Source organism: Streptomyces diversicolor (assembly GCF_057537855.1).
Genome location: NZ_BAAJXA010000004.1, coordinates 174,101 through 200,133 on the forward strand (window position 1 = coordinate 174,101; position 26,033 = coordinate 200,133).

The following is a 26,033-nucleotide window of genomic DNA, read 5'->3' on the forward strand; positions in this document are numbered from 1 at the left end:
CCGCCGCCCCGGGCCGCGCGGGTCCGGGGCGGCGGACGACCACCGCCGGGCGCTGCCGGCGGTCAGCCGGTCAGCGCCGGCTCTGGGGCCGGGCGAACCACTCGTAGTAGGGCGTGTCCGCGTTCCATGTGCCGGGCCGGCCCTGTGCGTCCTTCGTCACGAAGACGCTCGGCTCGGAGGCGGTGACACCGCCGCCGGCGGAGCGGGCCGTGACGAACCAGGCGTGCGTGGAGCCGGGCTTGAGGTTCCGCCACGTCACCGAGGCGACCTCACCGGAGGTGACCTTGGTGCGCCCGACGACGCCGACCGGGTCGTACAGCGCGACCGAGTCGGTCCGGAACGTCGTCTTGCGGGACGTGAGGTCGATCGGCAGCACCATGTTGTCCTCGGTGCCGTCGTAGCGGTGGTCGGTGTCGTACTCGGTGGCGCCGAACTCGTCGAGCAGCGGCGAGTAGGTGTCGACGGTCAGCTCGGAGCGGGCCACGTCGAACTGGAGCAGCCGGAAGAAGCTCGCGCCGAACTGCAGTTGGTCCTCGGGCTTGTAGCCGCCGATCTCGGTGAGCCCGAGCCGGTCGGCGGACACCGTGTAGAACTGGTAGTCCGCAAGCAGTTCGACCACGTCGTGGCCGATCTCGCCGACCTTCGGCTTCACGTTGGTGCCCACGCCGTGCTCGTGACCGGCGAGGATCAGGAACACGTTCGGGTTGTCCTGGACCACCGTCTTGAACAGCATCGAACCGTCGGGCGCGGAGAACGGGGCCCCGCGGCCGTCGGGCTGGGTGCTGGGTGCGAGGTAGTCGTGCGAGAGCAGGATGCCGTTGCGGTCGGGGAAGCGCTTGAAGACCGAGTCGGCCCATTCGGCCTCCTCGCGGGTCACACCGTAGGACAGGCCGACCACCACGAAGTCCTGGCCGCCGGCCGAGAACAGGTCGTAGTGGTTCTGGTTGTCGCCGGCGCGCCAGGGTCCGCCGTAACTGGCGTGCTCCCAGCCCTGTGACAGCGCCTGGTAACGGTCGGGGCCGTAGTACTTGTTGTAGAGGGCGTCCGGGCCGTTCTCGGTTCCCGACTGGTTGTCGTGGTTGCCGGCGATCACACCGTTCGGGATGCCCGCGTCGTCCAGGATCTTCTGCTGCCTGGAGGACACCTCAAGCTCGCCGACGACCTGCTTCTGCGTGGCCTCGTCGGCGGGCTTGCGGATGTTGTTCTCGATGATGTCGCCGGTGTGGGCGACATAGGCGATCTTCCGCTTGTCCTTGTTGTCGACGATCCAGCGGGCGACGTCTCCGTACGCCTTCTCCCAGACCGCGCGCTCCTCGGGCGTCTCCTGTTCCACCGCGCCCTCGGACAGGTACTGGGTGTCGGTGTAGTGGACGATCGAGAAGTCGTACGAGCCGGGGTCGGCGAACGAGTTCGGGTCACCGGCGTCGATGTCGTCGGCGAACGGGTCCTCGCCCGTCACCATGACGTGCACCTGCTGGCGGTCGACGTGGACGCGGTCCAGTACGGCGGTGAGCACCGTGTTGCCCTCGGCGGCGCCGCGGGCGCTGCTGACGACGTCCCACTGGCCGGTGTCGTTGTTCCACGCCCGCAGGGAGGCCAGGCGCTCGGGGTCGATGACACCCTCCCAGCGCAGCACCGGCTGGTCGACGTGGCCCTTGACCTGGACGTCGAACCGCTGGAAGGTGACGTCGGAGGAGGACGGCGCGGCGAGTGTCCTGCCGTCGGCGGGCGCGAGCCCCGCGGCCTTGACCTTCTTCTCGCCCTTGACCCTCAGCGTGGTCGGGACGGCGGTGGCCGTGCCCTGGTACACCCGGTTCGGGGTGAGGATCTCGGCCTCGGAGAACGTGGCGGTCACATCGCCGCCATCCGGCTCGGCCACCTTCGCGGACAGCGTGACGTTCCGGCCGGCGTCGGTGGTGCCGGACGCCGGGGTCAGCTGTGCGGGGGTGTCCGGGATGCCGGCGGAGGTGAACCTCACCTCGCGGGTGCCGGTGTTGCCCAGGGAGTCGGTGGCGGTCACGGACAGCGTGTGCGCTCCCGCGGACAGGCCGGGTCCGATCGCGGCACCGGCCTTGACCGCCTTGCCGTCGAGCTTGATGTCCGGGCCGCTCACCACGCCGGAGAAGTCCTTCATCTGCACGCCGAGCACGACCGACGCGGTGATCCGCTGACCGGCCTTCGGGGTGCTGCTCGCGACCTCGGGCGCCGAGTTGTCGGTGACCAGGACACGGGTGGCCGTCCTGCCGGACTTCGAGGCGGCGGCCAGCGTGTGCCGCCCGTCCTCGATCTTCGCGGTGTCGAGGTCGGCGCGGGCGCCCTTGGCCGGGCCGTCCACGAAGAACTCCAGGTCGACCTCGGTCAGCGGGTTGACGTTGTCCCCGCAGTTGCCGTCGCCGAAGCTGTAGGAGCCCTTGACCATGCGGCCCTCGGCGGTGCCGCCGAGGGGGGTCAGCGTGAAGCCGGACAGCGTGAAGTCGTCCCGGTTGTCGCCGCACGAGGTGGGGTAGCTGCCGGTGACGACGTCGATGGTGTTCCAGCCGGGCACCAGCCACTCGTTGGGGAAGGCCAGATCGACGTGCCGGCTGACGTAGTCGGCGTCCAGCACGAGCTTCTGCCCGTTGACCAGGATGTGGTTCTGGTAGCGGGCCTCGATCGAGTTGCTGCCCACGGTGAAGCCGAGGGTGGCATCGCCGGAGCCGAGCGTGTCGGTGACGGCGACGGCCGGCGCGTCGATCGTGTAGTGCAGTTCGGCCTCGGGCAGGCGGTCGGGGGCGCTGCCGCAGGCGCCGTCGCCCATCGCGTAGGACGCGGCGATGTCCATGCCGGTGACGGTGGCGCCGTCCAGGGCGAGGCGCAGGCCGGAGATGTCGAAGTCGTCGCGGTTGTTGCCGCAGCTCTCCTTGTACGGGCCGGTGACGACCTTGATGGTGTTGTCACCGGGCACCAGGTACCGCGCGGGAATCGCGATGTCCACCCGCTGGCTGACCCAGGTGCCGCCCAGGTCGATCCGCTTGCCGTTGACGAGCAGGTGGTTGTCGTACTTGTCGTCGAGCGAGTTGGCGCCGACATCGAAGGAGAACGTGGCCGCGCCGTTGCCCAACTGGGGCGTGGAGATCGGCTTGCCGCCGTCCACGGTCAGCGAGGACAGCCGGCCGTCGGCGCCCGCGGGGAGGCTGGCGAACACCGACTGTCCGCCCTTGACCAGCGTGCCGTCCTTGGGCAGCAGCCGGGGGGCGCCCGCCGGGGCGTTGTTGACGGTCACCTTGTTGGTCACCGTCTTGCGCGAGGCGGTGGTCGCGGTGAGGGTGTGCTCACCGTTGGCGAGTCGGGTGGTGTCCAGGTCGGCTTGCAGGCCGGTGGTGCCCTGCGGGTCGCCGAGGACGAAGAAGCTGAGCGTCGCCTCCTTCAGCAGCGTGCTGTTGGAGCCGCAGTTGCCGTCGCCGAAGGAGTAGGTGTACTCGTTCTCCTCGCCGTCCGCGACCTCGCCGAGCAGGGTGAGCTGGATGTCCGACAGCACGAAGTCGTCATGGTTGGTGCCGCACGAGGTCTCGACGGTGCCGGCGAAGATCTGGATCTTGTTCTCGCCCTTGACGAGGTGTTCGTTCGGGATCTCGATGGTGCCGCGCTCGTTGACGAGGTCGCCGATGTCCGCGCGGTACTCGCCGTTGACCAGCACGTAGTTGTGGTAGCGGGCCTCCGTCGAGTTCGAGCCGACGTCGAAGCTCAGCCGGGACACCCCGACCGTCTTCTCGGCGTCGATCGCCTTGCCGTCGACGGCGAGCCGGGTCACGGAGTCGCCGGCCAGGGTCGGCGTGGCCGCGGCCTTCTGGGTGCCCTCCAGGTACGAGCCCTCGCCTGGGGTGAGGGTGGGCAGGGTGGTCGCGCCCTGGCTCGGCGCGTCCTTCTTGTCCGTGGCACGCCGGTCCGCTTCGGTGTCGGCGTACGCCACCGTCAGGTTTCCGCCCACCAGGACGAGCGCGGTCAGGACGGCGCCCGCGAGTCGGCGCCCGCCGGATCCACCGCCCTGCCATCTTCGCCGCTGTGTTGGCCGCATCAGCAGCCGTCCTTCCTGATCGCTCCGAAAGTGAAGGGCACGCCACGAACCAAATCGGGCATGCCCATGGCGAATCCTGGGCACCACAGGTGAACGCCGGTGGTTGGCCTGGGGACAATCAGCGGAATGATCTTCCGGACCCTGGCCCCCGGACCACCCGACACGCTATGAACACGGTGACGTCCACCCACCGCCCATCGACTTCGGGCGACGGCGGCCAGCGGATGGGACGAGTCCCGTACCGGGGACGCCCTCGGCTCCCAGGACAACGGCGCCAACCGAAGCCGTCCCTACGGGGTGTTGAGCGCCCCGGACACGGCCAGGTACGGCTGCCGCCCGGCCCACCGCCGACCTGGAGCGGCTGATCACGGCTCTCTTCCGGGGGCGGATCGTACCGGAGCCGCAGCTGCGGGAGATGTTCACACTCCCGCCGGGGACCGACGACGCCACCTACAGCGCCGGACTCCAGCGGTTCACGTACGACCACACCGTCTACTGGCTCAAGTCCGGCGCGCTACGGGTATGGCACGGCGGTCGCGGCCACCCGGGGCCTCGGCCCCACACGGGTCCACTCGGTCAACTCCACCGGCGCCAAGGGCACATCGGTGAACCCGGTCGCCGAGCGCATCGCGCCGGCCGCACTGCGGCGGTGGCCGCCGGAGCCCTGAGAGATGTCAGGGGTCGCGGGCAGGGGAGCGCTCAGGGGGCGATACCGCTGGAGAAGGACGCACCGTCACCGTGCCCCGGTCGAGGATGCCGGTGGCCGGGGGACTCCCGGCCGGCCGCTCCACGGGCGGACCGTGGTGAAGGAAAGGACGGCGCATTCATGCCCATTCAGCGTGTCCACGGACGGCTGCGGAGCCTTGCCGCGGCCGTGGCCGTGACACTGGCCTGCTCGGCGGGCCCCGCCGTGGCACTGCCGGCGCAGCGGACGCCGGCTCCGGCCGCCACCGGATCACTCCAGCAGGGCCTCGGCGCGCTCGTCCTGGACGGCGCGACGGCCGCCCTCGGACAGATACGCGAGGACGGCGTCGCCGTCCGGCGGGCCGGCGCGGGTACCTCGAACCTCGCCCGCCGTCTGCCGGTGCGGCCGGACGGCTCCTTCCGGATCGGCAGCGTGACGAAGAGCTTCGTCGCCGCCGTCGTCCTGCAACTCGCGGGAGAGGGACGGCTCCGGCTCGACGACCCGATCGGCCGCTACCTGCCCGGCGTGGTCCGCGATGCCGACGCCGTCTCGGTGCGGCAGACACTCCAACACACCTCGGGCGTCTACGACTACACCGAGGACCCGCGCGTCCTGGAGGACCCCGCCGACCCCGCCGCCCTGGAGCGCTGGCTGTCGACGGGCCGCTGGCGGACCTGGTCCCCCGCCGGGCTCGTCGCCCTCGCCGACGACCCGGGCCACGCGCCCTCCTTCCCGCCCGGGACCGGATGGCGCTACTCCAACACCGACTACCTCCTGGCGGGCCTGCTCATCGAGAAGGTGACCGGCCACACCTACGCCGAGGAAGTGAACCGCCGCATCCTGCGGCCCCTCCGCCTCGACCACACCCGCGTACCGGGCACCTCCGTCCGGCTGCCCGGTCCACACGCCCACGCCTACCTCCTACGCCCCGGGCACCGGCCGGTGGACATCACCGAGCAGAACATGTCCGTCGCCGGGCCGGCCGGAGAAATGATCTCCACGGCCGACGACCTGACCCGCTTCAACGCCGCCCTCCTCGGCGGCAGGCTCCTGCGGCCCGCCCAGCAGCGGGACCTGACCACCGCGGTCGACCTCGGTGCGGACGGCGGCTACGGCCTGGGCCTGGAACGCGCCCGCCTGTCCTGCACCACCGTCTGGGGACACGGCGGCGGCACATACGGCTCCACCACCCTCAGCTTCGGCACCCCGGACGGGCGGCGCCAACTCGCCGTCTCCTTCAACCCGTCCGGCCTCTTCCCCACCGCCGGCCAGAGCAGCACGGCCCACGCCCTCCTCGAAACCGCCTTCTGCGGCGCACCGGATGCGCGGTCGCAGTGACGCGGGGCTGCCCGGTGCGCGACGCAGGCACGCCGGGCAGCCATGTGCCGTTCAGGGGGGTGTTGCCGCGGCTGAATAGCTTCATCGGCCATGAACTCACTTGACCACGACACCGCCGGCCTCACCCGTCGCGGACTCATCGTCGGCGCGGTCGCCGCCGCGCTCGTCGCGCCCGGTGGAGTCGCGACCGCGAACACCGGCCGGCCGGGCGGATCCAGACCCGTCGGCAGCGGCGCCGCCGCCGGCGGCTCGGGCCCCGGCCGCGTCGACCATGCCGTCCCGCGGTACCGAACGGCCGTACCCGGAGAGTCCGTCGAGGTGGACCGGGTGGACCGCCCGGTGGCGCCCGGGATCGTCCTCACCACCTTCAGCACCTTCGGCCGCGGCGGCTGGATGCGGGTGCATGTGCTCAACGCCGACCTGGGCGAGCGGTCGGTCGGCGTCGACCTCCTCGCCGGCAAGGTGAGCGAGACACGGACCGTCTCCGCCGCCGCCGAAGCGCAGCACGCGGTCGCCGCCGTCAACGGCGACTTCTTCGACATCACCGAGACCAACGCGGCCATCGGACCCGAGGTCAGCGGCGGCCGGTTGCGCAAGGGAACGAACCAGCACTCCACCGTCGTGACGGTCGGCGCCGACCGGGTGGCGCGGCTCGCCGACTTCCTCATCGCGGGCACGGTCACGGTGGCCGGAACCAGACGGTCGCTGGCCGCGCTCAACTCCGCCGGTGTGCCCGCCGACGGCATCGCCGTGTTCACCCCGCAGTGGGGTCCCGGACACCGCACGCTCATCCAGGGCGCCGGCCCCTACACCGAACTCGTCGTCAGGGACGGCCGGGTCACCGCCGTGAGCGCCGGTCTGACCGACACGGCCGTACCGGACGACGGGCTGATCGTCCTCGGCCGCGGCTCCGCTGCCGCCGCCCTGGCCACCGCCCGCGAGGGCGACGCCGTCACCGTGACGTTCGAGCCGAAGACCGACAGCCCCTCCGCCCCGTACATGGCGCTCGGCAGCAACGCGGTGCTCGTGCGCGGCGGCAAGGCGATCACCTTCCCGTCCAACGACAACAACAACGCGCTCAAGCCGCGCACGGTCATCGGCTGGCTGGACGGCGGACGCCGGCTGCTGCTCGTCGCGATCGACGGCTCGGCCGCGTTCTCCGCGGGGCTCGGCTTCGACGACACGGCCGAGCTGATGGTGCGGCTCGGCGCCACCGAGGCGTTCATGCTCGACGGGGGCGGCTCCACCGAGATGGTCGCGCGGCATGCGGGCGACACCGCGGTGAGCGTCGTCAACACCCCCTCGGACGGCAACGAACGGCCCGTGCCCAACGCCGTCGGCCTGTTCGGCCCGAAGGGGTCCGGCGTCCTGCGGGGACTCGACGTGCGGCCCGGCGCCGACCGGGTGGTTCCGGGACTGACCCTGAACATCGAGGCCGCCGGCTACGACGAGACATGGTCCCCCGTGGCGATCGACGGACGGCCCGTCACCTGGACCGCGCACCCGGGCTCGCTGGGCCGGGCGAGCGACGGCGTCTTCCGCGCGGGCAAGCCGGGCGCGGGCACGCTGCGTGCCCGCTCCGGCCGCGCCCGGGGCGAGAGCGACCTGCGTGTCGTCGGCGCGCTGCACCGGCTGGCCTTCGCACAGCGCGCGGTCACGATCGAGCCCGGCGCGACGGCGGCCGTCGGCCTCGTCGGATACGACGCCGACGGGTTCGACGCCCCGGTGTCGGCCCAGGACGTGACGCTCGACTACGACCCATCCGTGATCGACGCGACCCCGCGCCCGGACGGCAGGCTCGGCATCACCGCGGACGCGGACGCCGCTTCCAGGGCCACGGTCGTCACGGCCACGGTGGCCGGGGTGACGGCGCGGCTCGCGGTGACCGTGGGCTTGAGCGAGGTGTCACTGGCCGAGTTCGAACCGGGCGAGACCTGGACCGCGGCCGCAGCCCAGGGCACTGCGTCGGTACAGATCGTCGCGGCACCCGACCGGCCGGGCGCCCCCGCCGACAACCACGCCGTACGCCTCACCTACGACTTCACCGGCAAGCCCAGCACCTCCGCGGCCTATGCGATCGCGTCAGCCCCGATCACCCTGCCCGCCGGGACGAAGCGGCTGGCGCTGTGGGTCGACGGGGACGGGCGGGGTCACTGGCTGCGCGCCATGCTGCGCTCGCAGGGCACCACGAACGTGCCGTTCACGTTCAGCACCACCGTGGACTGGACGGGCTGGCGCCAGGTCGTCGGCGATCTGCCGGCCGGCTTCTCCGACCCCGTCACCCTGCTGCGCGTCTACATCGCCGAGACGTCGCAGACCGACAAGAACGCCGGGCAGTTGACGTTCGACGCGCTGACCGCCCAGGTCGGGCAGCAGCCGGACGTCACCGAGGCACCGCCGCCGGACCCCTATGTGGTCGAGCAGGGCGGCCTTGCGCACGGCCGGTGGACGTTCGCGGTCCTGTCCGATCTGCATGTCAGCGCGGCGGCGGGACCCGACTCCTTCTCGGCCCGGCAGGCGGCGCTCGCGCTGGACCAGGCGGTCGCGAGCAAGCCCGACTTCATTCTCATCAACGGTGACTTCGTCGACAACAACGGTGCCGCGGACTTCGACCTCGCCGGCAAGCTGCTGAAGGACCATGTGCCGGACGGGCTGCCGGTCCACTGGACGCCCGGCAACCACGAGGCCGGACTGTCGGCCACCGGGGGCCTCGACGCCTTCCTGACCGCGACCGGCCGGCCGAACAAGCAGGTCTTCGACCACAAGGGGACCCGGTTCATCCTGCTGGACTCCCACACCGGCGACATGCGCACCTCCGACTGGGAGCAGGTCCCGCTGCTGAAGGCCGAGTTGGCCAGGGCCGCGCAGGACCGGTCGGTCACCGGCGTGGTGGTCTCCTTCCACCACCCGCTGCACGACCCGTCCGGGGCCGAGTCCTCGCAGTTGTCGGACCAGTTGCAGGCCGGTCTCCTGGGGCGCTGGCTCGCGGACTTCCGGGAGACCTCCGGGAAGCCGATCGCCCTGTTCACCGGTCACGCCCACACGGCGTCGGTCACCCGCGCCGACGGCGTCCTGGAAGTCACCACTCCGGCCGTGGGCAAGACGCCCTACAGCTCGCCCGATCAGGGCGGTTTCTTCGGCTGGATGAACGTCGGCGTCGATCCGCGCCCCGCCCGGATCAGGGCCGGACGGCCCAGCCCCGAGACCCGGGACTGGCTCCAGGCCGAGAGCCGGCCGCTCATCGACGAGATCGCGCTGTCCGCGCCCGAGCGGATGGAGGTGGGCTCCCGCGCGGCGGTCTCGGCGACGGGCGGTACCAGCGAGTTCGGCCTCACCTTCCCGCTGCGCTTCCCGGCCAGCGTCACCTGGGGCGGCGGTTTCGGGCTCGTCGTCGCCCGGTCCGCCTCCGAGGTCCGCACGGCCACACGCGGCCCGAGGACACGCGCCGTGCTCGATCCGACGTCCGGCACGCTCCTCGCCGTGCGTCCCGGGACGGTAACCGTCACGGTGACGTCGGGCGGCCTGACCGGCTCGGCGACCGTCGACATCGTCCCGTAACGGCACGGGTCCTGCGATGACCGGGAGCATCCCCCGGTTCGCGGCCGGCCCGCCGACCGGCCGCGAGTGCCGCGGCGCCGCCCGGCGCCGCGGCGGAGTCGGCGGTCCGCTCGCCGGGTGGGGCCGAGCCGGCGGTCACAGGGGGGCTCCGGGCGGTACTCGGGGCAGCGGATCGAGCCGGGCGGCGGCGGGGTCGGCGAGGAACCCGGTCAGGGTGCGGGCGGTCTCGCGACGGCGGGCCGCGCTGACGGGGTTCCGGTCGGCGGCGCCGGGCTCGTCGGCCAGCCGGTGGGCCAGGCTCCGCAGGGACGCCTTGAGTTCTTCACGGACCGGCGGGTGCGGCCCGCCGTCGCACACGGCCGCCATGACATGCCGGACCACGACCCAGCCGGCCGTCTCCCGGACCAGCGCCTCCCGTTCCGAGCCGGCCTCCGGGCCGTCGCCGGACGCGGGGCGCACGGCGCGGTCCGGGCCGGTGTCCGGGTGCCAGGACGCGGCGAACAGGGCCGAGAGCACGTCGCTGACGCCGGGCTGCCGGGGATCGGCGGCGTGCTGCCAGGCCAGCCGGTTCAGCCGGGCCGGCTCCAGCAGCGCCTCAGCGACCAGGGCCGCCGCGGACTCCACGGCTGCCTGCGGGTCGAAGACGCGGCCCGCCCGGGTGTCCACGTACTCGGGTGACCGCTCGTACCGGATCCCGGGCGGCGTCAGCACGGCGAGCACGGCCGGATCCGGCACCAACTGGGCGGGGTCCAGCAGGGCGACGGTCGCCCGCAGCGCCCGCCACTGGTCCTCGGCCGGCACCGGGGGCGTTCCGGTGACGGCGCCCGGGACGGCGTCGCCCGCGTGGGCGTAGGCGTAGCGGACACCGCCGACGAGCCGGGCCACCGCGGCCAGGTGGTGCCGGTGGTAGAGGTGCAACAGGGCGGCCCGGTGCTCCAGTTCGCCGGTCTGCCGGCCGGGCGGCACCGCCCCGCGGGAGAAACCGGCCTGGGCCGCGCGGCGCACCGCGAGGGCCTGGTCGAGCGCTGCGAACGGATCGGGCAGATGCGGCACCCAGACGGCGGCGTCGGCGTGTGCGGCGCCCGGGCCGCGGGCGTCCTCGTCCGCGACGTAGGCGAGCCCGCGCTGTGCCGCCTCCCGGCGCAGCCGGGCGAGCCCGGCCGCCTCCGCGGCGGCCGTGCGGCCGCCCGACTCGTCCGCGAACCTGCCGTAGGCGTGGGCGACCAGGAAGTGGTCCCAGGGCCCGAGCCCCGCGGGGTAGGCGTGCGAGAGGTCGGGGGTGCCGTCGGCGCCGACGGTGACGTGCGGGTGCGGGTAGTCCATCACGGAGGGACGCGGATGGCCGGTGCTCGCGAAGTTGTGCATGAAGCCGAGCGCGTGGCCGATCTCGTGCGCGGCCAGCAGCCGCATCCGGGCGAGGACCGTCTCGCGTACGGCGGCCAGCCGGGCGGTCTCGTCCGGGTGGCCGTAGGGTGCGAGCAGCGCCTCGGCGAGCGCGGTGACCTGTTCCACGCGCTGCGAGCCGAGGCGTACCCGGCCGTGCAGGATCTCGCCGGTGCGCGGGTCGGTCAGGGCCTGGCCGTGGGACCAGCCGCGGCCGTCGCGGTGCACCCACCAGACGGTGTTGAGCGCCGGGTCGTCCAGGTCGGTGTCCTCGGTGGCCACCTCGACGCGGTACGCGTCCCGGAACCCGGCGGCCTCGAACGCCTCCCGCCACCAGGTGCCGCCCTCCACGACGGCCGACCGCCACGGCTCGGGGACGGCGGGGTCCACGAGGAACACGAGGGGCGTGCGCACCGGCCCCGACACGGCCCCGGGGTCGGCGGGTTCCAGGCGGAAGCGGGGCTGGACCATGACGCGGACGCCGTTGGCCGCCCGGTCACCGTGGTCGTCGTGGCCGATGCCGTAGCCGCCGGATGCCGGATGGTAGGGGCGGGCCGTCAGCGGCGGGTCGGGCAGCGGTACGAGATGGACCTGCTGCACCAGGGAGAGCGCCGCGGGCGCGGGGGTGACCCGGCGCAGCGCGGCGCCGGTGCCGGGGCCGCGGAGGGTGAGCAGCGCGGGCAGCCGGACCCCGCGGGCGCCCGCCGCCGCGGGGAGCGGGTAGGACGCGTCCGGGTCCACGGCGTAGTCGCCCTGGCCGCGTTCGCGCAGCAGGTCGGCTATGCCGTGCAGGTCGGTCAGGGCGAGGCCGGTGGGGTCCACGAGGGCGCCGTCGGGGTCCTCGCGCAGGACGGGGGCGCTCCAGATCACGGACCGGGCGAAGGAGTCGGCGCCCGCGCGGACGGCGGCGGGGCCGCCGGTGGCGAGCCGGTGCTTGTCCCGCAGGACGAGGACGGCCCGGCCGGACAGCCGGCGGAACTCGGCGATCCGGCCCTTGCCCATCTTGCCCCGGTCGAGGGTCAGTTCACTGGAGCCGGCGCCGGCGGGGAGGGAGGCGGTGAGCAGAAAGGGGGTGTCGAAGCGGTGGATGAGGAGCCGCGGTGGTCCCGCTGCGCGGTCGGACCGCTCTCTGTCGGCGACCAGGGCGAACAGGGGGTGGGCGGGTGACGGGGACACGGGGGGTCACTCTACGGTGGGTTGTGGGCGGGGGCATTGGGGGGCGGGCGGGTGCGGGTGCGTTGTGGCTGATCGCGCCCACGCGGCGGAGCCGCATATTGACACAGCCCCGCGCCCCTTTGTCTTTGGGGCGGGCTGTACTGGCCGTTATTGGTGTGGTTCTGCTGGGATTTCGTAGGCCAGGCGGAAGCGGTCGCCGGGGATCACCAGGTCGGCTGTTTCCAGGGCGCGTTCGCCGGCGTAGTAGGTGCGTTCGATGGCGGCCACGGCCGCACCGCGGCCCAGGTCCAGTGCGGCGGCCTCCCGCGCTGTGGCGAGGCGGGCGGTGACGGTCTCGGTCGAGCGGGTGACCCGGATGCCGATGTAGGACATGCGGGCCACGACGCTGCCCCCGGCCAGGGGCCCCGCGCCGGGCAGCGAGACGGGCGTGCCGCCGGTGATCTCCAGTGGCTCCCAGCTGACGCAGATCATCGCCGGCAGCCCGTCGTTGCTGAGCTGGTACTCGCTGCGGATCACGGGCTCGCCCGGCGTAACGCCCAGCCGGCGGGCGACGTCCGGGCTCGCGCCCTCGGTGCGGGAGGAGGGCACGCCGCGTTCCGAGCCCGCGGCCGGCCCGGTGCGGCGCAGGGCCGGGTGGACGGCGAGCCGGCCCTGGAGCCGTTCATGGGTCCAGGAGCGGGCCATGGTGGAGGCGGAGACGCGCTCCCGCACGAACACCCCGCGACCGGTCCGGCCGCGCGCCAGCCCCTCGCTCACCAGCAGGCGGACCGCGGCGGCGGCCACGTTGACGCCGACGTCGTACTCCTTGGCCAGCGCCGCCCGGGAGGGCAGGAGGGCGCCGGGCGGGAACTCGCCGGCCTCGATCCGGCGCCGCAGGCCGTCGGCGACCCGCCGGTAGGACGCAACCCGCACCACAGCGTCTCACTTTCTGGACGAGCGTTCCACAATACGAGAACTTCCGGGCCGATCGAAGATTTTTCGCCAGCCGTCCGCGCCCCGACGGTACCGCGGGCCCCGAACCTGTTGCATCAGGTGGGTGCGGATGTGCCGTGCGGGGCGGGTCGGGGTCACAAGAGGTGTCACCTGATGCAACAGGTGGCCGGTCGCACCCGGCGGCCGACGGGCCCGCGAGGGCCGTCGCCGCCCGTATTCCCGCCTGTCAGGGCTTTGCGCACGGCTCATGGACGGGGCTAACTTGCAGCTCTCCGGGCCCGTCCCACGATGTGTCCGGATGGCGGGCCGTCTCGCGCCCGTCACTGGAGGGACCCGACGAAGGGCCCGCCGGACGGCGCACACCGGTCGCCGCCGGGCGGTGGCGCCCGGAGCCGACCCGGTACGCGACGCGATCGAGCGGGGAGAGGAGTGACCTGAGTGACCTTGAGCGACGACGAACACTACCGTCCGGCCGTCGGCACGCACGCCGGCGCGGCCGGTACCGCGCTGCTGCGTCCCGCCCGCCCGGGCCGGCTCGACCCCGCGCTGCGGGCGGAGGCCGCCGCCCTGGCCGCGGAGCTGGCCGGACAGCCCGCGCAGGCCGCGGCCTACCGGTCCCGCGCGCCGCGCACCCCCGACGGGGCAGGCGAGCCCGACTCCGCGCTCGCCACCGCCGTACGGGCGTACACCCGGGCCGTGACCCTCGCGCCGGCCCGCGCGGGACGAGCGGACATCGCGGAGCTGGAGCGGGTCGGCCTGGCGGCGGCGGACATCGTCGCGCTGGCCCAGATCGTGGCCTTCGTCTCCTACGAGGCCCGGGTCGCGTCGGGCCTGGCCCTGCTCGACGGCGCCCCGGCCGCCGACACCGCGCTGGCCGCCCGCGCGCTCGCCCGGTTCGGCCCCGCCGAGCAGACCACACGCCGCGCCGAGCCGGACGCACCGGCCGTCGAGCGCCGCTTCACGCTGGACACGCTCACCTGGGTCCCGTGGCTCGAACCGGTCCCCGCCGACGCCCTCGACACGGATCAGCGCGCGGTGCTCGACGCGCACGCCACGCTGTCCGCAAACTCGCCGTACTACCGCACCCTGCTGCACGATCCGGCCGCGCTCGACCACCGCACCCATGTGTACAACGCGCTGATGTACGGCCGGGGCGGGCTGCCCCGGGCGGAGCGGGAGCTGATCACCCTGCTGGTGTCGCGGATCAACGGCTGCGTGTACTGCGCGTCGGTGCACGGCCGCAAGTTCGCCCAGCTCGGCCGGGACGCCGAGGCCGCGCGGCGGGTGCTCGACGAGGGCACCGCGGCGCTCGCCGGCGATCCGCGCCGGGCCGCTCTCGGCCGCTTCACGGAACGTCAGACGGCGACCCCGCCGGCCGCGACCGCCGACGACGTGGCCGCGCTGCGCGCCGTGGGCATCGACGGCACCGCCCTGCTGGACGTGGTGCACTGCGTGGCGCTGTTCGGCTGGGCGAACCGGCTGATGCAGGTCCTGGGCTCGCCCGCCGTGCCGGAGTCCTGTACGCAGACGTCCGGTCCCGCCGCCGCACCGGCGGCGGCGCCCACGGCGGGCTCCCCGTCGCACGGCTGACCGGACGTCGCCCCCGCCTGCCCAGCCCGGCGGCCCCGCCGCCCGGCCCCAGTGAACCAGTGCCCACGCGCCCCGCGTCCCCGTGAACCGGAGTTGTCATGACCGCAGTCCCCCGCCCCCTCGTCACCGCCGCCGGCGTCGCCGCGGCCGCCCTGCTGGTGACGTCCTGCGCCACCTCCGCCGGCCCCGCCTCCGGTGGCTCCGGCGCGGGAGGCGGCAAGCAGACCATCACCTTCATGGGCTTCTTCGGCACCTTCCAGGACTCGTTCACCAAGACGGTGATCAAGCCGTTCGAGAAGGCCAACCCGGACATCAGCGTCACGTACGTGCCGATCCAGAACTCCGCCGAGGTGCTGGCCAAGCTGCGGGCGAGCAAGAAGAACCCCGCCGCGGACGTGGCCCTGATGGACAGTTCGGTCGCGCCGACCGCCAACGAGGAGGGGCTGTTCGCGAAGCTGGACAGCGCACGGGTCCCGCACCTGTCCGAACTGGTCGACGAGGCCCGCAGCAAGGACGGTTACGGGCCCGGCCTCACCCTGGACAGCCTGTCCATCCTGTACAACTCCAAGGCCGTGGACAAGGCGCCCACCAGCTGGAACGACCTGTGGGACCCGGCCTACCGGGGCAAGCTGGCCATGCCGATCGCGGACACCCGCGGGGTTGCGCTGATCGTCGCCCTGGAGAAGATCCTCGGCGCGGACTACAAGAAGGACATCGACCCGGCGATCGGCCGGCTCAAGGAGCTGTCGCCGTCCGTCGAGACCTGGCAGCCCGCGCCCGACGTCTACACCGCCGTCCAGTCCGGCGAGGCCGATGTCGCGGTCGGCTGGAACGCCCGCGGCCAGTTCTACAAGGACTCCTCCGGCGGTGTGGTCCAGCCGGTGCTGCCCAAGGAGGGCACGGTCAAGCAGATCAACACCATCAACCTGGTCGCGAACTCCGCGCACGCCGAGGCCGCGCAGAAGTTCATCGACTACGCGATCGGCGCCAAGGCCCAGAAGGCGTTCGACGACGACGCGTACTACGCGCCGGTCAACCGCAACGCGAAGCTCAAGGCGGAGGTGGCGGAGCGGACCACGGCCTCCGCCGAGCAGCAGAAGCGGCAGATCCCGGTCGACTGGAGCTGGATGACGAGTCGTTACACCGCCTGGGTGGACCGCATCAAGCGGGAGGTCATCGGTGGCTGAGCCGACGGCGCCGGCCGCCCCGGCCGCGGCGGCCGGCGGGTCTTTCGCGGGGCATCTGACCCTGGAGGGCCTGACCAAGACATACCCGGGGCAGCACGGCGCGGCCGTGCGCGGGATCGATCTGTCCGTGCCGCGCGGCAGCATGCTGGCCGTGCTCGGCCCCTCGGGCTGCGGCAAGTCCACCACGCTGCGCATGATCGCGGGCCTGGTCGCGCCCACCGCGGGCCGGGTTTTGGTGGACGGCCGTGACATCACCGGCATCCCGGTGCACCGCCGCGACATGGGCATGGTGTTCCAGTCGTACGCCCTCTTCCCGCACCTGGACGTGGCCCGCAACGTCGCCTTCGGGCTTGAGATGCGCAAGGTGCCACGGGCCGAGCGGGCCCGTCGGGTGACCGAAGCGCTCGACCTGGTGCGGCTCGGCCATCTCGCCGGCCGTCGCATCGCCCAGTTGTCCGGCGGCCAGCAGCAGCGGGTCGCGCTGGCCCGCGCCCTGGTGGTGCGGCCCACCCTGCTGCTGCTCGACGAGCCGCTGTCCAACCTGGACGCGCAGTTGCGCGGGGAGATGCGCGACGAGATCAGGCGCATCCAGCAGGAGACGGGCATCACCGCGGTGTTCGTCACCCACGACCAGCACGAGGCGCTGTCCATGGCCGACCGGGTCGCCGTCCTCGCGCAGGGCCGCCTGGAGCAGATCGGCACCCCGGAGGACGTCTACGAACGCCCGGCCGGGCGGTTCGTGGCGCGGTTCGTGGGCCGCGCCAATCTGATCGAGGGCACCGTCGCGGGTCCCGACGGGCAGCGCACCGTGGTGGAGTTGCCGGGGGTGGGCCGGGTGCCCGCGCTCGGCCGGCCACGCCCGGCCGGGGCGCGCGCGGCGGTCCTGCTGCGGCCGCACCGGATCGCGCTGGCCCCGGCCCCCGCGGACGGCCCCGCCGCCGGCGTCCCGGACGGCTCGCCCGCGGCGCCGGTGCGGGGCACGGTGCTCGGCGCCGGGTACAGCGGGGAGAGCATCGCCTACCGGGTCCGCGTCGGCGCGGACGGACCGGTGCTGGACGTCGAGCGGCCGGCCGGTCCTGAGGCCGCGCACGCGCCGGGCAGCGAGGTGCTGCTGACCTGGGACGCCTCGGCCGCCCGGCTGGTCGACGCGGCCGGTGACGACGAGAGCGGTGCCGACGCGCCCGTGGGCGCGGCGGATGCCGCCCCGGCCGCCGCCGCGCCGCTCGGGGTGACGCGGTGAACGCACCGTCCGGGATGCCCGCGGCCCAGGGCGCCGTCCCCGGCCCGAAGGGCGCACCGCACACGGCGGCGTCGGGCGGCGCGCCGGGCGACGGTGCGCGGGCGCCGCGCGGGCCGCGCCCCGGCCGGACCGCGCTGATGCTGCTGGCCCCAGGCGCCCTCGCCCTGCTGTTCACCTACGCCATGCCGCTGGTGTGGGTCGTCCGCATGGCGCTGAACGAACCGTTGGACGGCGGCGCCATCCGGCAGACCCTCACCTTCGGCACGTTCACGCAGGTGCTCGGTGACGGCCACTACTGGAAGGTCATCGGCCAGACCCTCCGGCTCGGCGTGCTGGTCACGCTGTTCACACTGCTGCTGGCCTACCCGCTGGCCCTGTTCCTGGCCCGGACCACGAGCCGGTGGCGGAGCCTGCTGATGGCGCTCGCCGTGGCGCCGCTGCTGATCTCCTCGGTGGCCCGCACCTTCGGCTGGATGGCGATCCTCGGCAACCAGGGCCTGGTCAACAAGACGTTGCGGGCGCTCGCCCTCATCGACGGCCCGCTGCCTCTGGCGAACAACATGACCGGTGTGGTCATCGCGTCCGTGGAGATCTACATGCCGTTCGCGATCCTCGCCATGATCAGCGGCTTCGGCCGGCTGGAGCCCGAACTGGAGCGGGCCGCCGCCTCGCTCGGCGCGAACCGGTTCCAGGTGCTGCGCCGGGTGGTGCTGCCGCTGACCCTGCCCGGGGTGCTGACGGCGGCGCTCCTGGTGTTCGTGCTCAGCCTCAGCGGATACGTCACCCCGCGGCTGATCGGCGGCGGCCGGGTCTTCGTGCTGGCCACCGAGATCTACGACGAGGCGATCACCGCGCTGAACTGGCCGGTGGCCGCGGTCCTCTCGGTCCTGCTGCTGGTGCTGTTCGGCATCGTCATCGTCCTGTACCAGCGTGCGCAGCGCGCCCTGGAGCGCCGGTTCACCGGTGAGAAGGGAGGCTCGCGGTGAAGTCACACCCGGCCGGGCGGATCGCGCGGGCCGCGCTGCTGACCGTCCTGTACCTGTTTCTGCTCGCTCCGATCATCGTGGTGCTGGTCGAGTCCTTCGACGACTCCACCTATCTGCGCTTTCCGCCCGAGGGCTTCACCCTCGACGCCTACCGGCAGGTCTTCGCCAACGCGGACTTCCGTTCCGGCGTCCGGGTCAGCGCCGTCACCGCCGCCGTCACCACCCTGCTCGCCCTGGTCACCGGGGTGCCGGCCGCGCTGGCCCTGACCCGGCTGCGGTTCCGGGGCCGGGGCGCGGTGGAGTCGGCCTTCCTGTCGCCGCTGCTGGTGCCGCACATCGTGCTGGGCCTCGCGCTGCTGGTGCTGTTCGCACCGATCCCGCTGACCGACACCTACTGGGGGCTGATCCTGGCCCACCTGGGGGTGACCGTCCCCTATGTGGTGCGGACCGTGTCGGCGGCGCTCGCCGGGGCCGATCCGCGCGCCGAGGAGGCGGCCCGCACCCTCGGCGCCGGCCGGTTCACGGTGCTGCGGCGGGTGACGCTGCCTGCCGCGCTGCCCGGGCTGGTCTCCGGCGCCATCATCGCCTTCCTGCTGTCCTTCGACGAGACGGTGATCTCGCTGTTCGTCTCCGGGCAGAACACCAGGCCGCTGCCGGTGGCGGTGCTCCAGTACGTGGAGTACCGCAGCGATCCGTCGATCGCCGCGCTGTCCGTCTGCCTGGTGCTGCTGTCGGTCGCGGCCGTGGTGGTCGTCGAGCGCAGCCTCGGGCTGCGGCGCAGTCTGCGTTCGTGACCGGCGCCTGCCCGCCTTCCCCACCGGTGCCCGCGCCGACGCCCCCGGCCGGTGCCGCCCCGTTCCTCGTCCGCTTCCCGTCCTTGGAGGTCATGTGTCCATCGCACCCGCCCCGTCCTTCGACCCCGCGGCGCTGCACCGCGAGAGCGTCGTCTTCAACGCGCTCGACTGCACCCCGCTGTCATGGGCGGACGAGACGTACCTCGGCAAGCTGGCCGCCTCCGGGGTGACCGCGTTCAACCACGCCACGGTCGTCTCCCAGGGCTACGACGCCGCCGTCGCCTCGATCGTCGGCTGGCAGCGCCGGCTGGCTCAGACCGGCGGGCGCCTCTTCCAGGGCCGCACGCTCGCCGACGTGCGCCAAGCCAAGCGGGACGGTTCGGTCGCCTGGTTCGTGGGCTTCGAGGACAGCAGGCCGATAGCGGACGAGCTGTGGCGGCTTGAGGCGCTGCACCAGCTCGGGCTGCGTTTCCTCGGACTGACGTACCAGAACCGCAACTTCGCGGGGGACGGCAGCGGGGAGACGGCCAACGGCGGGCTCAGCCGGTTCGGACGGTCGCTGGTGCGCGAGTGCAACCGGCTCGGCATCGCGCTTGACCTGTCCCACACCGGTGAGCGGTCCACCCTGGAGACCATCGAACGCTCCGAGAAGCCGGTGCTGGTCACGCACGCGGGGCTGACCCGCTTCGTGGACAGCCCCCGCAACAAGAGCGACCTGGTGGTGCGGGAACTCGCCGCGCGGGGCGGGGCGTTCGGCCTCGCCGCGAAGTCCGGGTTCCTCAGCCCGGACGGCCTGAAGGGCCCGACGGGACCGGAGGTGTTCGCCGACAACATCGACCACCTGGTCGACCTGGTGGGCATCGACCACGTGATCGTCGGCACCGATGTCGGCGACGAACGCAAGTACTCCAAGGAGGGCATGGCCCGGGTGCGCCGGCTCTACCCGGAAATCCCGATCGTCGACGACAGCCTGAACCTCGATCTGATCCACCCGGTCGGCATGGGCACACCGGCCGACCTGCCCGTCATCACGGACGTACTGGCCCGGCGCGGCTACCGCGAGGACGACCTGCGCAAGGTGCTCGGCGGCAACCTGATGCGGGTGCTGGGCGAGATCTGGGGCGAGGCGGCGTGACCTCCCCGCTCCCCGGGCCCGGCCGGTCGCCGGACGCAGGGCGCCCGGCGGTCGCCGTGATCGGCGCGGGACCGCGCGGCACGGCCGTGCTGGAACGGCTGCTGGCCCGCCTGCGCACCGGTGCGGGCGACGGCGGCGACGACGCGGGACACGGTCCTGACGGCGCCGGCCCGCTCGGCGTCGACGTCCATGTCGTCGAACCGCACGTCCCGGGGGCCGGCCGGGTCTGGGCGCCCGGCCAGCCGGACTCGCTGCTGATGAACACCCTCGCCGGGCACGCCACCGCGTTCCCCGACGAGAGTGTGCGCATGGCGGGCCCGCCGACGCAGGGCCCCTCCCTGCTGGAGTGGTCCGCGGAGCACGCCCCTGGCCTGGCACCGCACACCTATCCGGCGCGCGCCCTGATGGGCCGTTATCTGGCCTGGGCGTACCGGCGGATCGTCGCCGATCCGCCGCCCGGGGTGCGGGTCATCCACCACCGGGACCGGGCGGTGGCGCTGGCCGCGGAGCCGGACGGACGGCTGCGCCTGACGCTGGCCGCGGGCGGCGGTCTCACCGCCGACGCGGTGGTGCTCGCCACCGGGCACACGGAGGTGCTGCCCGGATCCGAGGAGACGGCGCTCGCCGCCCACGCGGCGGCCCACGGCCTGATCTACGTGCCGCCGGGGCAGGCGCACGAGAGCGACCTGGACGAAGTGCCCGCCGGGGAACCGGTGCTGGTGCGCGGGCTGGCCCTGAACTTCTTCGACCAGATCACCCTGCTCACGACGGCCCGCGGCGGACGGTTCGCCCCGCTGGGGCAGGGCCTGCTGCGCTATCTGCCGTCCGGCAGGGAACCCCGGGTGTACGCGGGTTCCGGGCGCGGTGTGCCCTATCTGGCGCGTGGCCACGCGCCCGGCACGATGCCGGCCGGCCACCGCAGGCGGGTCCTCGACGACGAGGCGGTGCGGCGGCTGCTCGCCCGCGGGCCCGGCTCGGTCTCCTTCACAAACGACGTGTGGCCGCTGATCGCCAAGGAGGCGGGTCACGCCTGGTACGAGGTGCTGCTGCGGCGCTTTCCCGGCACGTGCGCGCTGCCGGCGCGGGAGTTCCTGGACCGGTACCTCGCCGCCCCCTACCGGTCGGCGGCCGAGGCGGACCTGCTGGCCGGGGCCTTCGCCGATCCCGGCGCCCGGTTCGACCTGAGCGACCTGGACCGGCCGCTGTCCGCGCGGCGGTTCGCGTCCCGGAAGGAGTTCGACACCTGGATGCGCGGGCATCTGCACGCCGACCTGGCCGAGGCACTGGATCCGGCCTCCGCCCCGCTGAAGGCGGCCGCGTCCGCCGTGGCCGCCGTCAAGGGCCCGCTGCGGCGGCTGGTGGCGGCCGGCGCGCTGCGCGGTGACACCCGCGCCGCCCTGTCCTGGTTCCGGGCGTTCGGCGCGCATCTGTCGAGCGGGCCGCCGCCGTCCCGGATCGCCGAACTGCTGGCGCTGAGCGAGGCGGGAGTGGTGTCCTTCCTCGGTGCCAGGCCCGAGATCCGCATGGACTCCGGGGTGTTCACGGCGCTCTCGGCGACCGTGCCCGGCGCACCGGTCGAGGCCCGTGCGCTGATCGACGCCTGGCTGCCGGGCGCCGACGCGTCCCGTACGGCCGACCCGCTGCTGCGCTCGCTGCTCGACTCGGGGCTGGCCCGGCTGCATCGCACGGACGCCGGCCGCGGCGGGCCCAGCGGCGCGCTCGACGTGGAACCGGCCCGGCTGCGGGTGCGGGACGCCGACGGGGTCGCCTCCGACCGGCTGTTCGCGTGCGGCATTCCGCTGGAGGGCGTCGAGTGGAACAACGCGATCGGCGCCCGCGCCCGGTCGGACGCCGCGCTGTTCCGGCAGGCCGACGTCGTCGCCGCCCAGGCCCTGACGGCGGCCCGCACGGTCCGGCCGGGACGAACAGCGCCTACGGCGGCGGCACTTCGCTCGTCCGGCCCAGATAGGTGACCGGGCCCGGATCGGGCACGTGGATCTCGTGGAAGCCCAGCCGGTCGTAGAAGGCCCGGGCCGCGGTGTTGGCCGTGGCCATGCACAGATGGACGGCCGGGACGCCCCGGTGCCCCAGGGCCCTCAGGAAGGCCGTCATCAGCGCACGGCCGTGGCCGCGGCCCTGCCAGGCCGGCAGCAGGTCGATGTGCAGATGGGCCGGATAGGCGGCGACCTGGGGGACGAGCATCCGCTCCGGGTGGTGCAGCAGCCGGACGATCTCCTCGTCCGGCGTGCTGGGGGGTCCGACGGGCTCGGGGTGGCGGTCGGCGATCCTGGGCAGCCACCGGGCGCGGAACTCCTCGACGAAGCGGGGTGTGTCGGCGGTGCCGAGGATGTAGCCGACCGCGTGCCCCGCGCCGTCGTCGAGCACGAAGGCCGACTCCGGTTCCAGTTGGAGGTAGGGGGCGGCGAAGGTCGCGGGGAAGATTGCCGGGTCCGTGTAGTGCGGGCGGCTGTCCTCGCCGATGTGTGCGGTGCGGACGCAGATGTCCTCGACGGCATCGCGGTCGGCCGGGCGGTAGGGGCGTACGACGTGAGACGAGGCCATCCCGGCATCATGGCCCTCTGGGAGCGCTCCCACAAGGGGCGGTCGCGGAACGCGCGTTCCGCGACCGCCCCCGCGTGCTACAGGGTGCGCTCCAGCGCGTCGGCGACCAGTTTCACGAAGCGGCCCGGCTCCTTGGGCCGGCCGCCCTCGGCGAGCACCGCGAGCCCGTGCAGGAGTTCCGCGCTCTGAACCAGAGCCGAGTGGTCCTCGCGCGTCGTGAACGCCTGGTTCAGGCCCCGTACCAGCAGATGGTCGGGGTTGAGTTCGAGGATCCGCTTGGCCGTGGGCACCTCCTGCCCCATCGCGCGGTACATGTTCTCCAGCGCCGGGGTGAGGTCGTCGGCGTCGGAGACGACACAGGCCGGGGAGACGGTGAGCCGCGACGACAGCCGAACGTCCTTGACGTCCTCGCCCAGTTGCTCCTTCATCCAGCCGAGCAGACCCGCGTACTCCTCGCTCTGCTTCTCCTTCTCCCCCTCGGTCTTCTCCTCGCCGCCGCCCAGGTCGATCTCGCCCTTGGCGACGGAGCGCAGCCGCTTGCCCTGGAACTCGCCGACGGCGTCGACCCACACCTCGTCGACGGGGTCGGTGAGCAGCAGGACCTCGATGTCCTTGGCGCGGAACGCCTCCATGTGGGGGGAGTTCTCGATGCTCTGCCGGGACTCGCCGGTGATGAAGTAGATGTCGTCCTGACCGTCCCTCATCCGCTCCACGTACTCCTGGAGCGTGGTGGGCCGGTCGTCGCCGTGGGTGCTGGCGAAGGAGGCGACGGCGCAGATGGCCTCGCGGTTCTCGGTGTCGGTGATCAGCCCCTCCTTGAGGACCGCCCCGAACTCCCGCCAGAAGGTGGCGTACCGCTCCGCGTCGTTCGCCTTCAGGTCCTTGACCGAGGACAGGACCTTCTTCGTCAGCCGCCGCTGGATCAGCCGGATGTGCCGGTCCTGCTGAAGGATCTCGCGGGAGACGTTCAGGGAGAGGTCCTGGGCGTCGACCACGCCCTTGACGAACCGCAGGTAGGGCGGCAGCAGCGCCTCGCAGTCGTCCATGATCAGGACGCGTTTGACATAGAGCTGCAGGCCGCGCCGGTGGCCCTGGGTGAACAGGTCGTGCGGGGCGTGCTCCGGCAGGAAGAGCAGCGCCTGGTACTCGAAGGTGCCCTCGGCCTGGAGCCGGACGGTCTCCAGCGGGGCGCGCCAGTCGTGGCTGATGTGCTTGTACAGCTCGTGGTACTCGTCGTCCGAGACCTCGTCGCGCGAGCGCGCCCACAGGGCCTTCATCGAGTTGAGCGTCTCGGGCTCGGGCGTGGCGTCGTCGCCCTCGCCCTTGTCCGGGACCATCCGGATGGGCCAGGTGATGAAGTCGGAGTAGCGCTTCACGATCTCCCTGATCTTCCAGGGAGCGGTGTAGTCGTGCAGCTGGTTCTCGGGGTCGGCCGGTTTGAGGTGCAGCGTGACGGCGGTGCCCTGCGGGGCGTGGTCCACGGTCTCCAGGGTGTACGTGCCCTCGCCGCGGGAACTCCAGCGGGTGCCCTGGGTCTCGCCCGCCCTGCGGGTCACCAGGGTCATCTCGTCGGCCGCCATGAAGCCGGAGTAGAAACCGACGCCGAACTGGCCGATGAGCCCTTCGGCGCCGCCCGCCTCCTTGGCCTCGCGCAGTTCCCGAAGGAACTCGGCGGTCCCCGAGTTGGCGATGGTGCCGATGAGCCGCCCGACCTCGTCGTACGACATCCCGATGCCGTTGTCCCGCACGGTGAGCGTACGGGCCTCCTTGTCGACCTCGATCTCGATGTGCAGGTCGGAGGTGTCGGCGTCGGGCGCGTCGTCGCGCAGGGCCGCGAGGCGCAGCTTGTCCAGCGCGTCGGAGGCGTTGGAGACGAGTTCGCGAAGGAAGACGTCCTTGTGCGAGTAGACCGAGTGGATCATCAGCTGGAGCAGCTGACGGGCCTCTACCTGGTACTCAAACGTTTCGGTCGGCATGGTCGGTGTTCACCTCACAGGTCCCACTGTCGCCGGATCTGGTGAGGTTCACTGTAAAGCACCAAGTCAGCGCGCAGCGCCCGTTGTTCCCAAGTCCACCGTGCCGTGCGGTCGTCGGGGCTCGTTCTCGTCGGTCCGGGCTCCTTGTGCTGTTCACAGGCGGGCGGCGTCGCGGTGCGCGACGATCAGGGCCATGTCGTCGTCGAGCCGGCCTCCCGCGTGTTCCCTGACATCGGCGGCGATGCGCCGGACCAGCGGCACGGGCGCCTCGTCGGCCCAGGCGGCGAGGCGGGCGCGGAGCGGGTAGAAGACCCCGTGCTCGTCACGGGCCTCGCTGACTCCGTCCGTGTACAGCACCAGCCGGTCGCCGTGGTGGAAGGGATGGGTGGCCGGAACGTACGGCCCCGCGGACAGGTCGCCGAGGCCGAGCGGCGGCGCGGGCTCGGGCACCGTCAGGTGCCGCGCGGCGGCCCCGTGCAGCAGCACCGGCGGCGGATGCCCGCAGCTGATCAGCCGGACGACCGGTTCGTCGTCCGGGATCTCCACGATCACGGCGGTCACGAAGCGTTCGACGACGTCCTCCTCGGCCTCGGAGAATTCGGCGAGCCCCCAGGAGACCGCGTCTTCCATGTAGGCGACCAGGTCCGGCAGCGAGGTGGCGCGGTGGGCCGCGGCCCGGAAGGCTCCCAGCACGATCGCCGTGTCGCTGATCGAGGCCAGCCCCTTGCCGCGGACGTCCCCGATCAGCAGCCGGGTGGAACCGGCGCGGCGGGCCGCGGCGTACAGGTCGCCGCCGACGCGTGCGTCGGCCTCGGCGCTGCGGTACGCCGAGGCGAGCGAGACGGGTCCGGCCCGCTTCGGGAGCGGGCGCAGCACGACGCGTTGTGCCGCCTCCGACACCGAGCGCACCCGGAGCAGTTCCCGCTCGCGCCGGGCCCGCAGCCGGGTGAAGACGATGAGCAGGACGCAGAGTCCGGCGAGGGCCGCGAGTTCGACGAGGACGCTTTCGGTGGCCAGGGTGTGCCGTTCCAGACCGGCGACGACCAGGGCCAGCACGGCAAGCCCGCAGATCAGGGCCGTGGCGCGCGGGCCGGCGCCGATGGCGGTGACCGCGCAGGCGACGACCAGCAGATGCGCGATGTGGATGTCGGGCGGCAGGAACGCGTCGGCCACCGGGATGGCGAGGATCACCAGCGCGGGGCCGAGCAGCCACCAGGAGACCACCGCCGTGCGGTCCCGGGAGCGAAGGGTCCCGTCCGCCGTCGTGCAGATGGTCTCGGCGCTCATGGGCGTACTCCCCTGCGTAAGCGCTCCGCTGGGAATGCCACGCTATGCCGTCGGTTCATCTGCGGCGCCGTCGTGGCTGGTCGCGCGGTTCCCCGCGCCCCTTCGGGGCGCTGTCGAACCGCAGCGGACTTCACTCGACCTGCTTGGTG

General features: G+C 73.1%; 15 protein-coding genes. 9 read left to right on the forward strand and 6 right to left on the reverse strand.

The window, feature by feature from the left end; all coding sequences use genetic code 11:
* Positions 1 to 70 precede the first annotated feature (70 nt).
* A complete protein-coding gene (locus tag AC27LF_RS06255; RefSeq protein WP_479662489.1) occupies positions 71 to 4,054 on the reverse strand; it encodes a metallophosphoesterase in 3,984 nt (1,327 codons plus the stop codon).
* An 826-nt stretch (positions 4,055 to 4,880) separates the two neighbouring features.
* Between AC27LF_RS06255 and AC27LF_RS06260 the strand changes: the two genes are divergently transcribed.
* Positions 4,881 to 6,077, forward strand: coding sequence for a serine hydrolase domain-containing protein (locus tag AC27LF_RS06260; RefSeq protein WP_479662488.1), 1,197 nt, complete (start codon positions 4,881 to 4,883; stop codon positions 6,075 to 6,077).
* 90 nt (positions 6,078 to 6,167) lie between these two features.
* Positions 6,168 to 9,635 carry a phosphodiester glycosidase family protein gene (locus AC27LF_RS06265; RefSeq protein ID WP_479662487.1) on the forward strand — a complete coding sequence of 1,156 codons (3,468 nt, stop codon included), beginning with the start codon at positions 6,168 to 6,170 and terminating at the stop codon, positions 9,633 to 9,635.
* 135 nt (positions 9,636 to 9,770) lie between these two features.
* Here the strand turns inward: AC27LF_RS06265 and AC27LF_RS06270 are convergent, their stop codons facing one another.
* Together AC27LF_RS06270 and AC27LF_RS06275 are read right to left on the reverse strand one after the other, a co-directional pair.
* Positions 9,771 to 12,194, reverse strand: coding sequence for a zinc-dependent metalloprotease (locus AC27LF_RS06270; protein WP_479662486.1), 2,424 nt, complete (start codon positions 12,192 to 12,194; stop codon positions 9,771 to 9,773).
* Between the two features lie 147 nt (positions 12,195 to 12,341).
* On the reverse strand, positions 12,342 to 13,109 hold the full coding sequence (locus tag AC27LF_RS06275) for a GntR family transcriptional regulator (protein ID WP_479662485.1): 768 nt from the start codon (positions 13,107 to 13,109) through the stop codon (positions 12,342 to 12,344).
* Between the two features lie 462 nt (positions 13,110 to 13,571).
* On the opposite strand from AC27LF_RS06275, the gene AC27LF_RS06280 reads away from it, so the two are divergent.
* The 7 genes from AC27LF_RS06280 (at position 13,572) to AC27LF_RS06310 (ending at position 22,032) form a co-directional block, all read left to right on the forward strand.
* A complete protein-coding gene (locus AC27LF_RS06280) occupies positions 13,572 to 14,717 on the forward strand; it encodes a peroxidase-related enzyme (RefSeq protein ID WP_479662484.1) in 1,146 nt (381 codons plus the stop codon).
* Between the two features lie 98 nt (positions 14,718 to 14,815).
* Positions 14,816 to 15,904, forward strand: a complete 1,089-nt coding sequence (locus AC27LF_RS06285; protein WP_479662483.1) for an ABC transporter substrate-binding protein — start codon at positions 14,816 to 14,818, stop codon at positions 15,902 to 15,904.
* Complete coding sequence (locus AC27LF_RS06290) at positions 15,897 to 17,144, forward strand: ABC transporter ATP-binding protein (RefSeq protein ID WP_487227780.1); 1,248 nt, start codon at positions 15,897 to 15,899, stop codon at positions 17,142 to 17,144. Before AC27LF_RS06285 ends, AC27LF_RS06290 begins: the two co-directional genes overlap by 8 nt.
* Entirely contained in the window at positions 17,141 to 18,130 is a 990-nt protein-coding gene (locus tag AC27LF_RS06295) for an ABC transporter permease subunit (RefSeq protein ID WP_487227781.1), read from the forward strand. Before AC27LF_RS06290 ends, AC27LF_RS06295 begins: the two co-directional genes overlap by 4 nt.
* Positions 18,127 to 18,924, forward strand: coding sequence for an ABC transporter permease (locus AC27LF_RS06300; protein WP_479665137.1), 798 nt, complete (start codon positions 18,127 to 18,129; stop codon positions 18,922 to 18,924). The genes AC27LF_RS06295 and AC27LF_RS06300 overlap by 4 nt, the downstream gene beginning before the upstream one ends.
* Before the next feature lie 94 nt (positions 18,925 to 19,018).
* On the forward strand, positions 19,019 to 20,059 hold the full coding sequence (locus tag AC27LF_RS06305; protein ID WP_479665138.1) for a dipeptidase: 1,041 nt from the start codon (positions 19,019 to 19,021) through the stop codon (positions 20,057 to 20,059).
* Entirely contained in the window at positions 20,056 to 22,032 is a 1,977-nt protein-coding gene (locus tag AC27LF_RS06310) for an FAD/NAD(P)-binding protein (protein ID WP_479665139.1), read from the forward strand. The genes AC27LF_RS06305 and AC27LF_RS06310 overlap by 4 nt, the downstream gene beginning before the upstream one ends.
* On the opposite strand, the gene AC27LF_RS06315 is transcribed toward AC27LF_RS06310, so the two are convergent.
* From AC27LF_RS06315 to AC27LF_RS06325, 3 genes are all read right to left on the reverse strand, one after another.
* Positions 21,992 to 22,621, reverse strand: a complete 630-nt coding sequence (locus tag AC27LF_RS06315) for a GNAT family N-acetyltransferase (protein ID WP_479665140.1) — start codon at positions 22,619 to 22,621, stop codon at positions 21,992 to 21,994. The genes AC27LF_RS06310 and AC27LF_RS06315 overlap by 41 nt on opposite strands.
* A 77-nt stretch (positions 22,622 to 22,698) precedes the next feature.
* Positions 22,699 to 24,597, reverse strand: a complete 1,899-nt coding sequence (htpG, locus tag AC27LF_RS06320) for a molecular chaperone HtpG (RefSeq protein ID WP_479663586.1) — start codon at positions 24,595 to 24,597, stop codon at positions 22,699 to 22,701.
* A gap of 153 nt (positions 24,598 to 24,750) precedes the next feature.
* Positions 24,751 to 25,884: a PP2C family protein-serine/threonine phosphatase gene (locus AC27LF_RS06325; protein WP_479663585.1), complete on the reverse strand. Its 1,134-nt coding sequence runs from the start codon at positions 25,882 to 25,884 to the stop codon at positions 24,751 to 24,753.
* Positions 25,885 to 26,033 lie beyond the last annotated feature (149 nt).

Bases quoted from the DNA above. Each gene is read 5' to 3' on its own strand.
- AC27LF_RS06255 (WP_479662489.1), bottom strand. From the start codon at position 4,054: ATGCGGCCAACACAGCGGCGAAGATGGCAGGGCGGTGGATCCGGCGGG.
- AC27LF_RS06260 (WP_479662488.1), top strand. From the start codon at position 4,881: ATGCCCATTCAGCGTGTCCACGGACGGCTGCGGAGCCTTGCCGCGGCC.
- AC27LF_RS06265 (WP_479662487.1), top strand. From the start codon at position 6,168: ATGAACTCACTTGACCACGACACCGCCGGCCTCACCCGTCGCGGACTC.
- AC27LF_RS06285 (WP_479662483.1), top strand. From the start codon at position 14,816: ATGACCGCAGTCCCCCGCCCCCTCGTCACCGCCGCCGGCGTCGCCGCG.
- AC27LF_RS06315 (WP_479665140.1), bottom strand. From the start codon at position 22,621: ATGGCCTCGTCTCACGTCGTACGCCCCTACCGCCCGGCCGACCGCGAT.
- htpG (WP_479663586.1), bottom strand. From the start codon at position 24,597: ATGCCGACCGAAACGTTTGAGTACCAGGTAGAGGCCCGTCAGCTGCTC.
- AC27LF_RS06325 (WP_479663585.1), bottom strand. From the start codon at position 25,884: ATGAGCGCCGAGACCATCTGCACGACGGCGGACGGGACCCTTCGCTCC.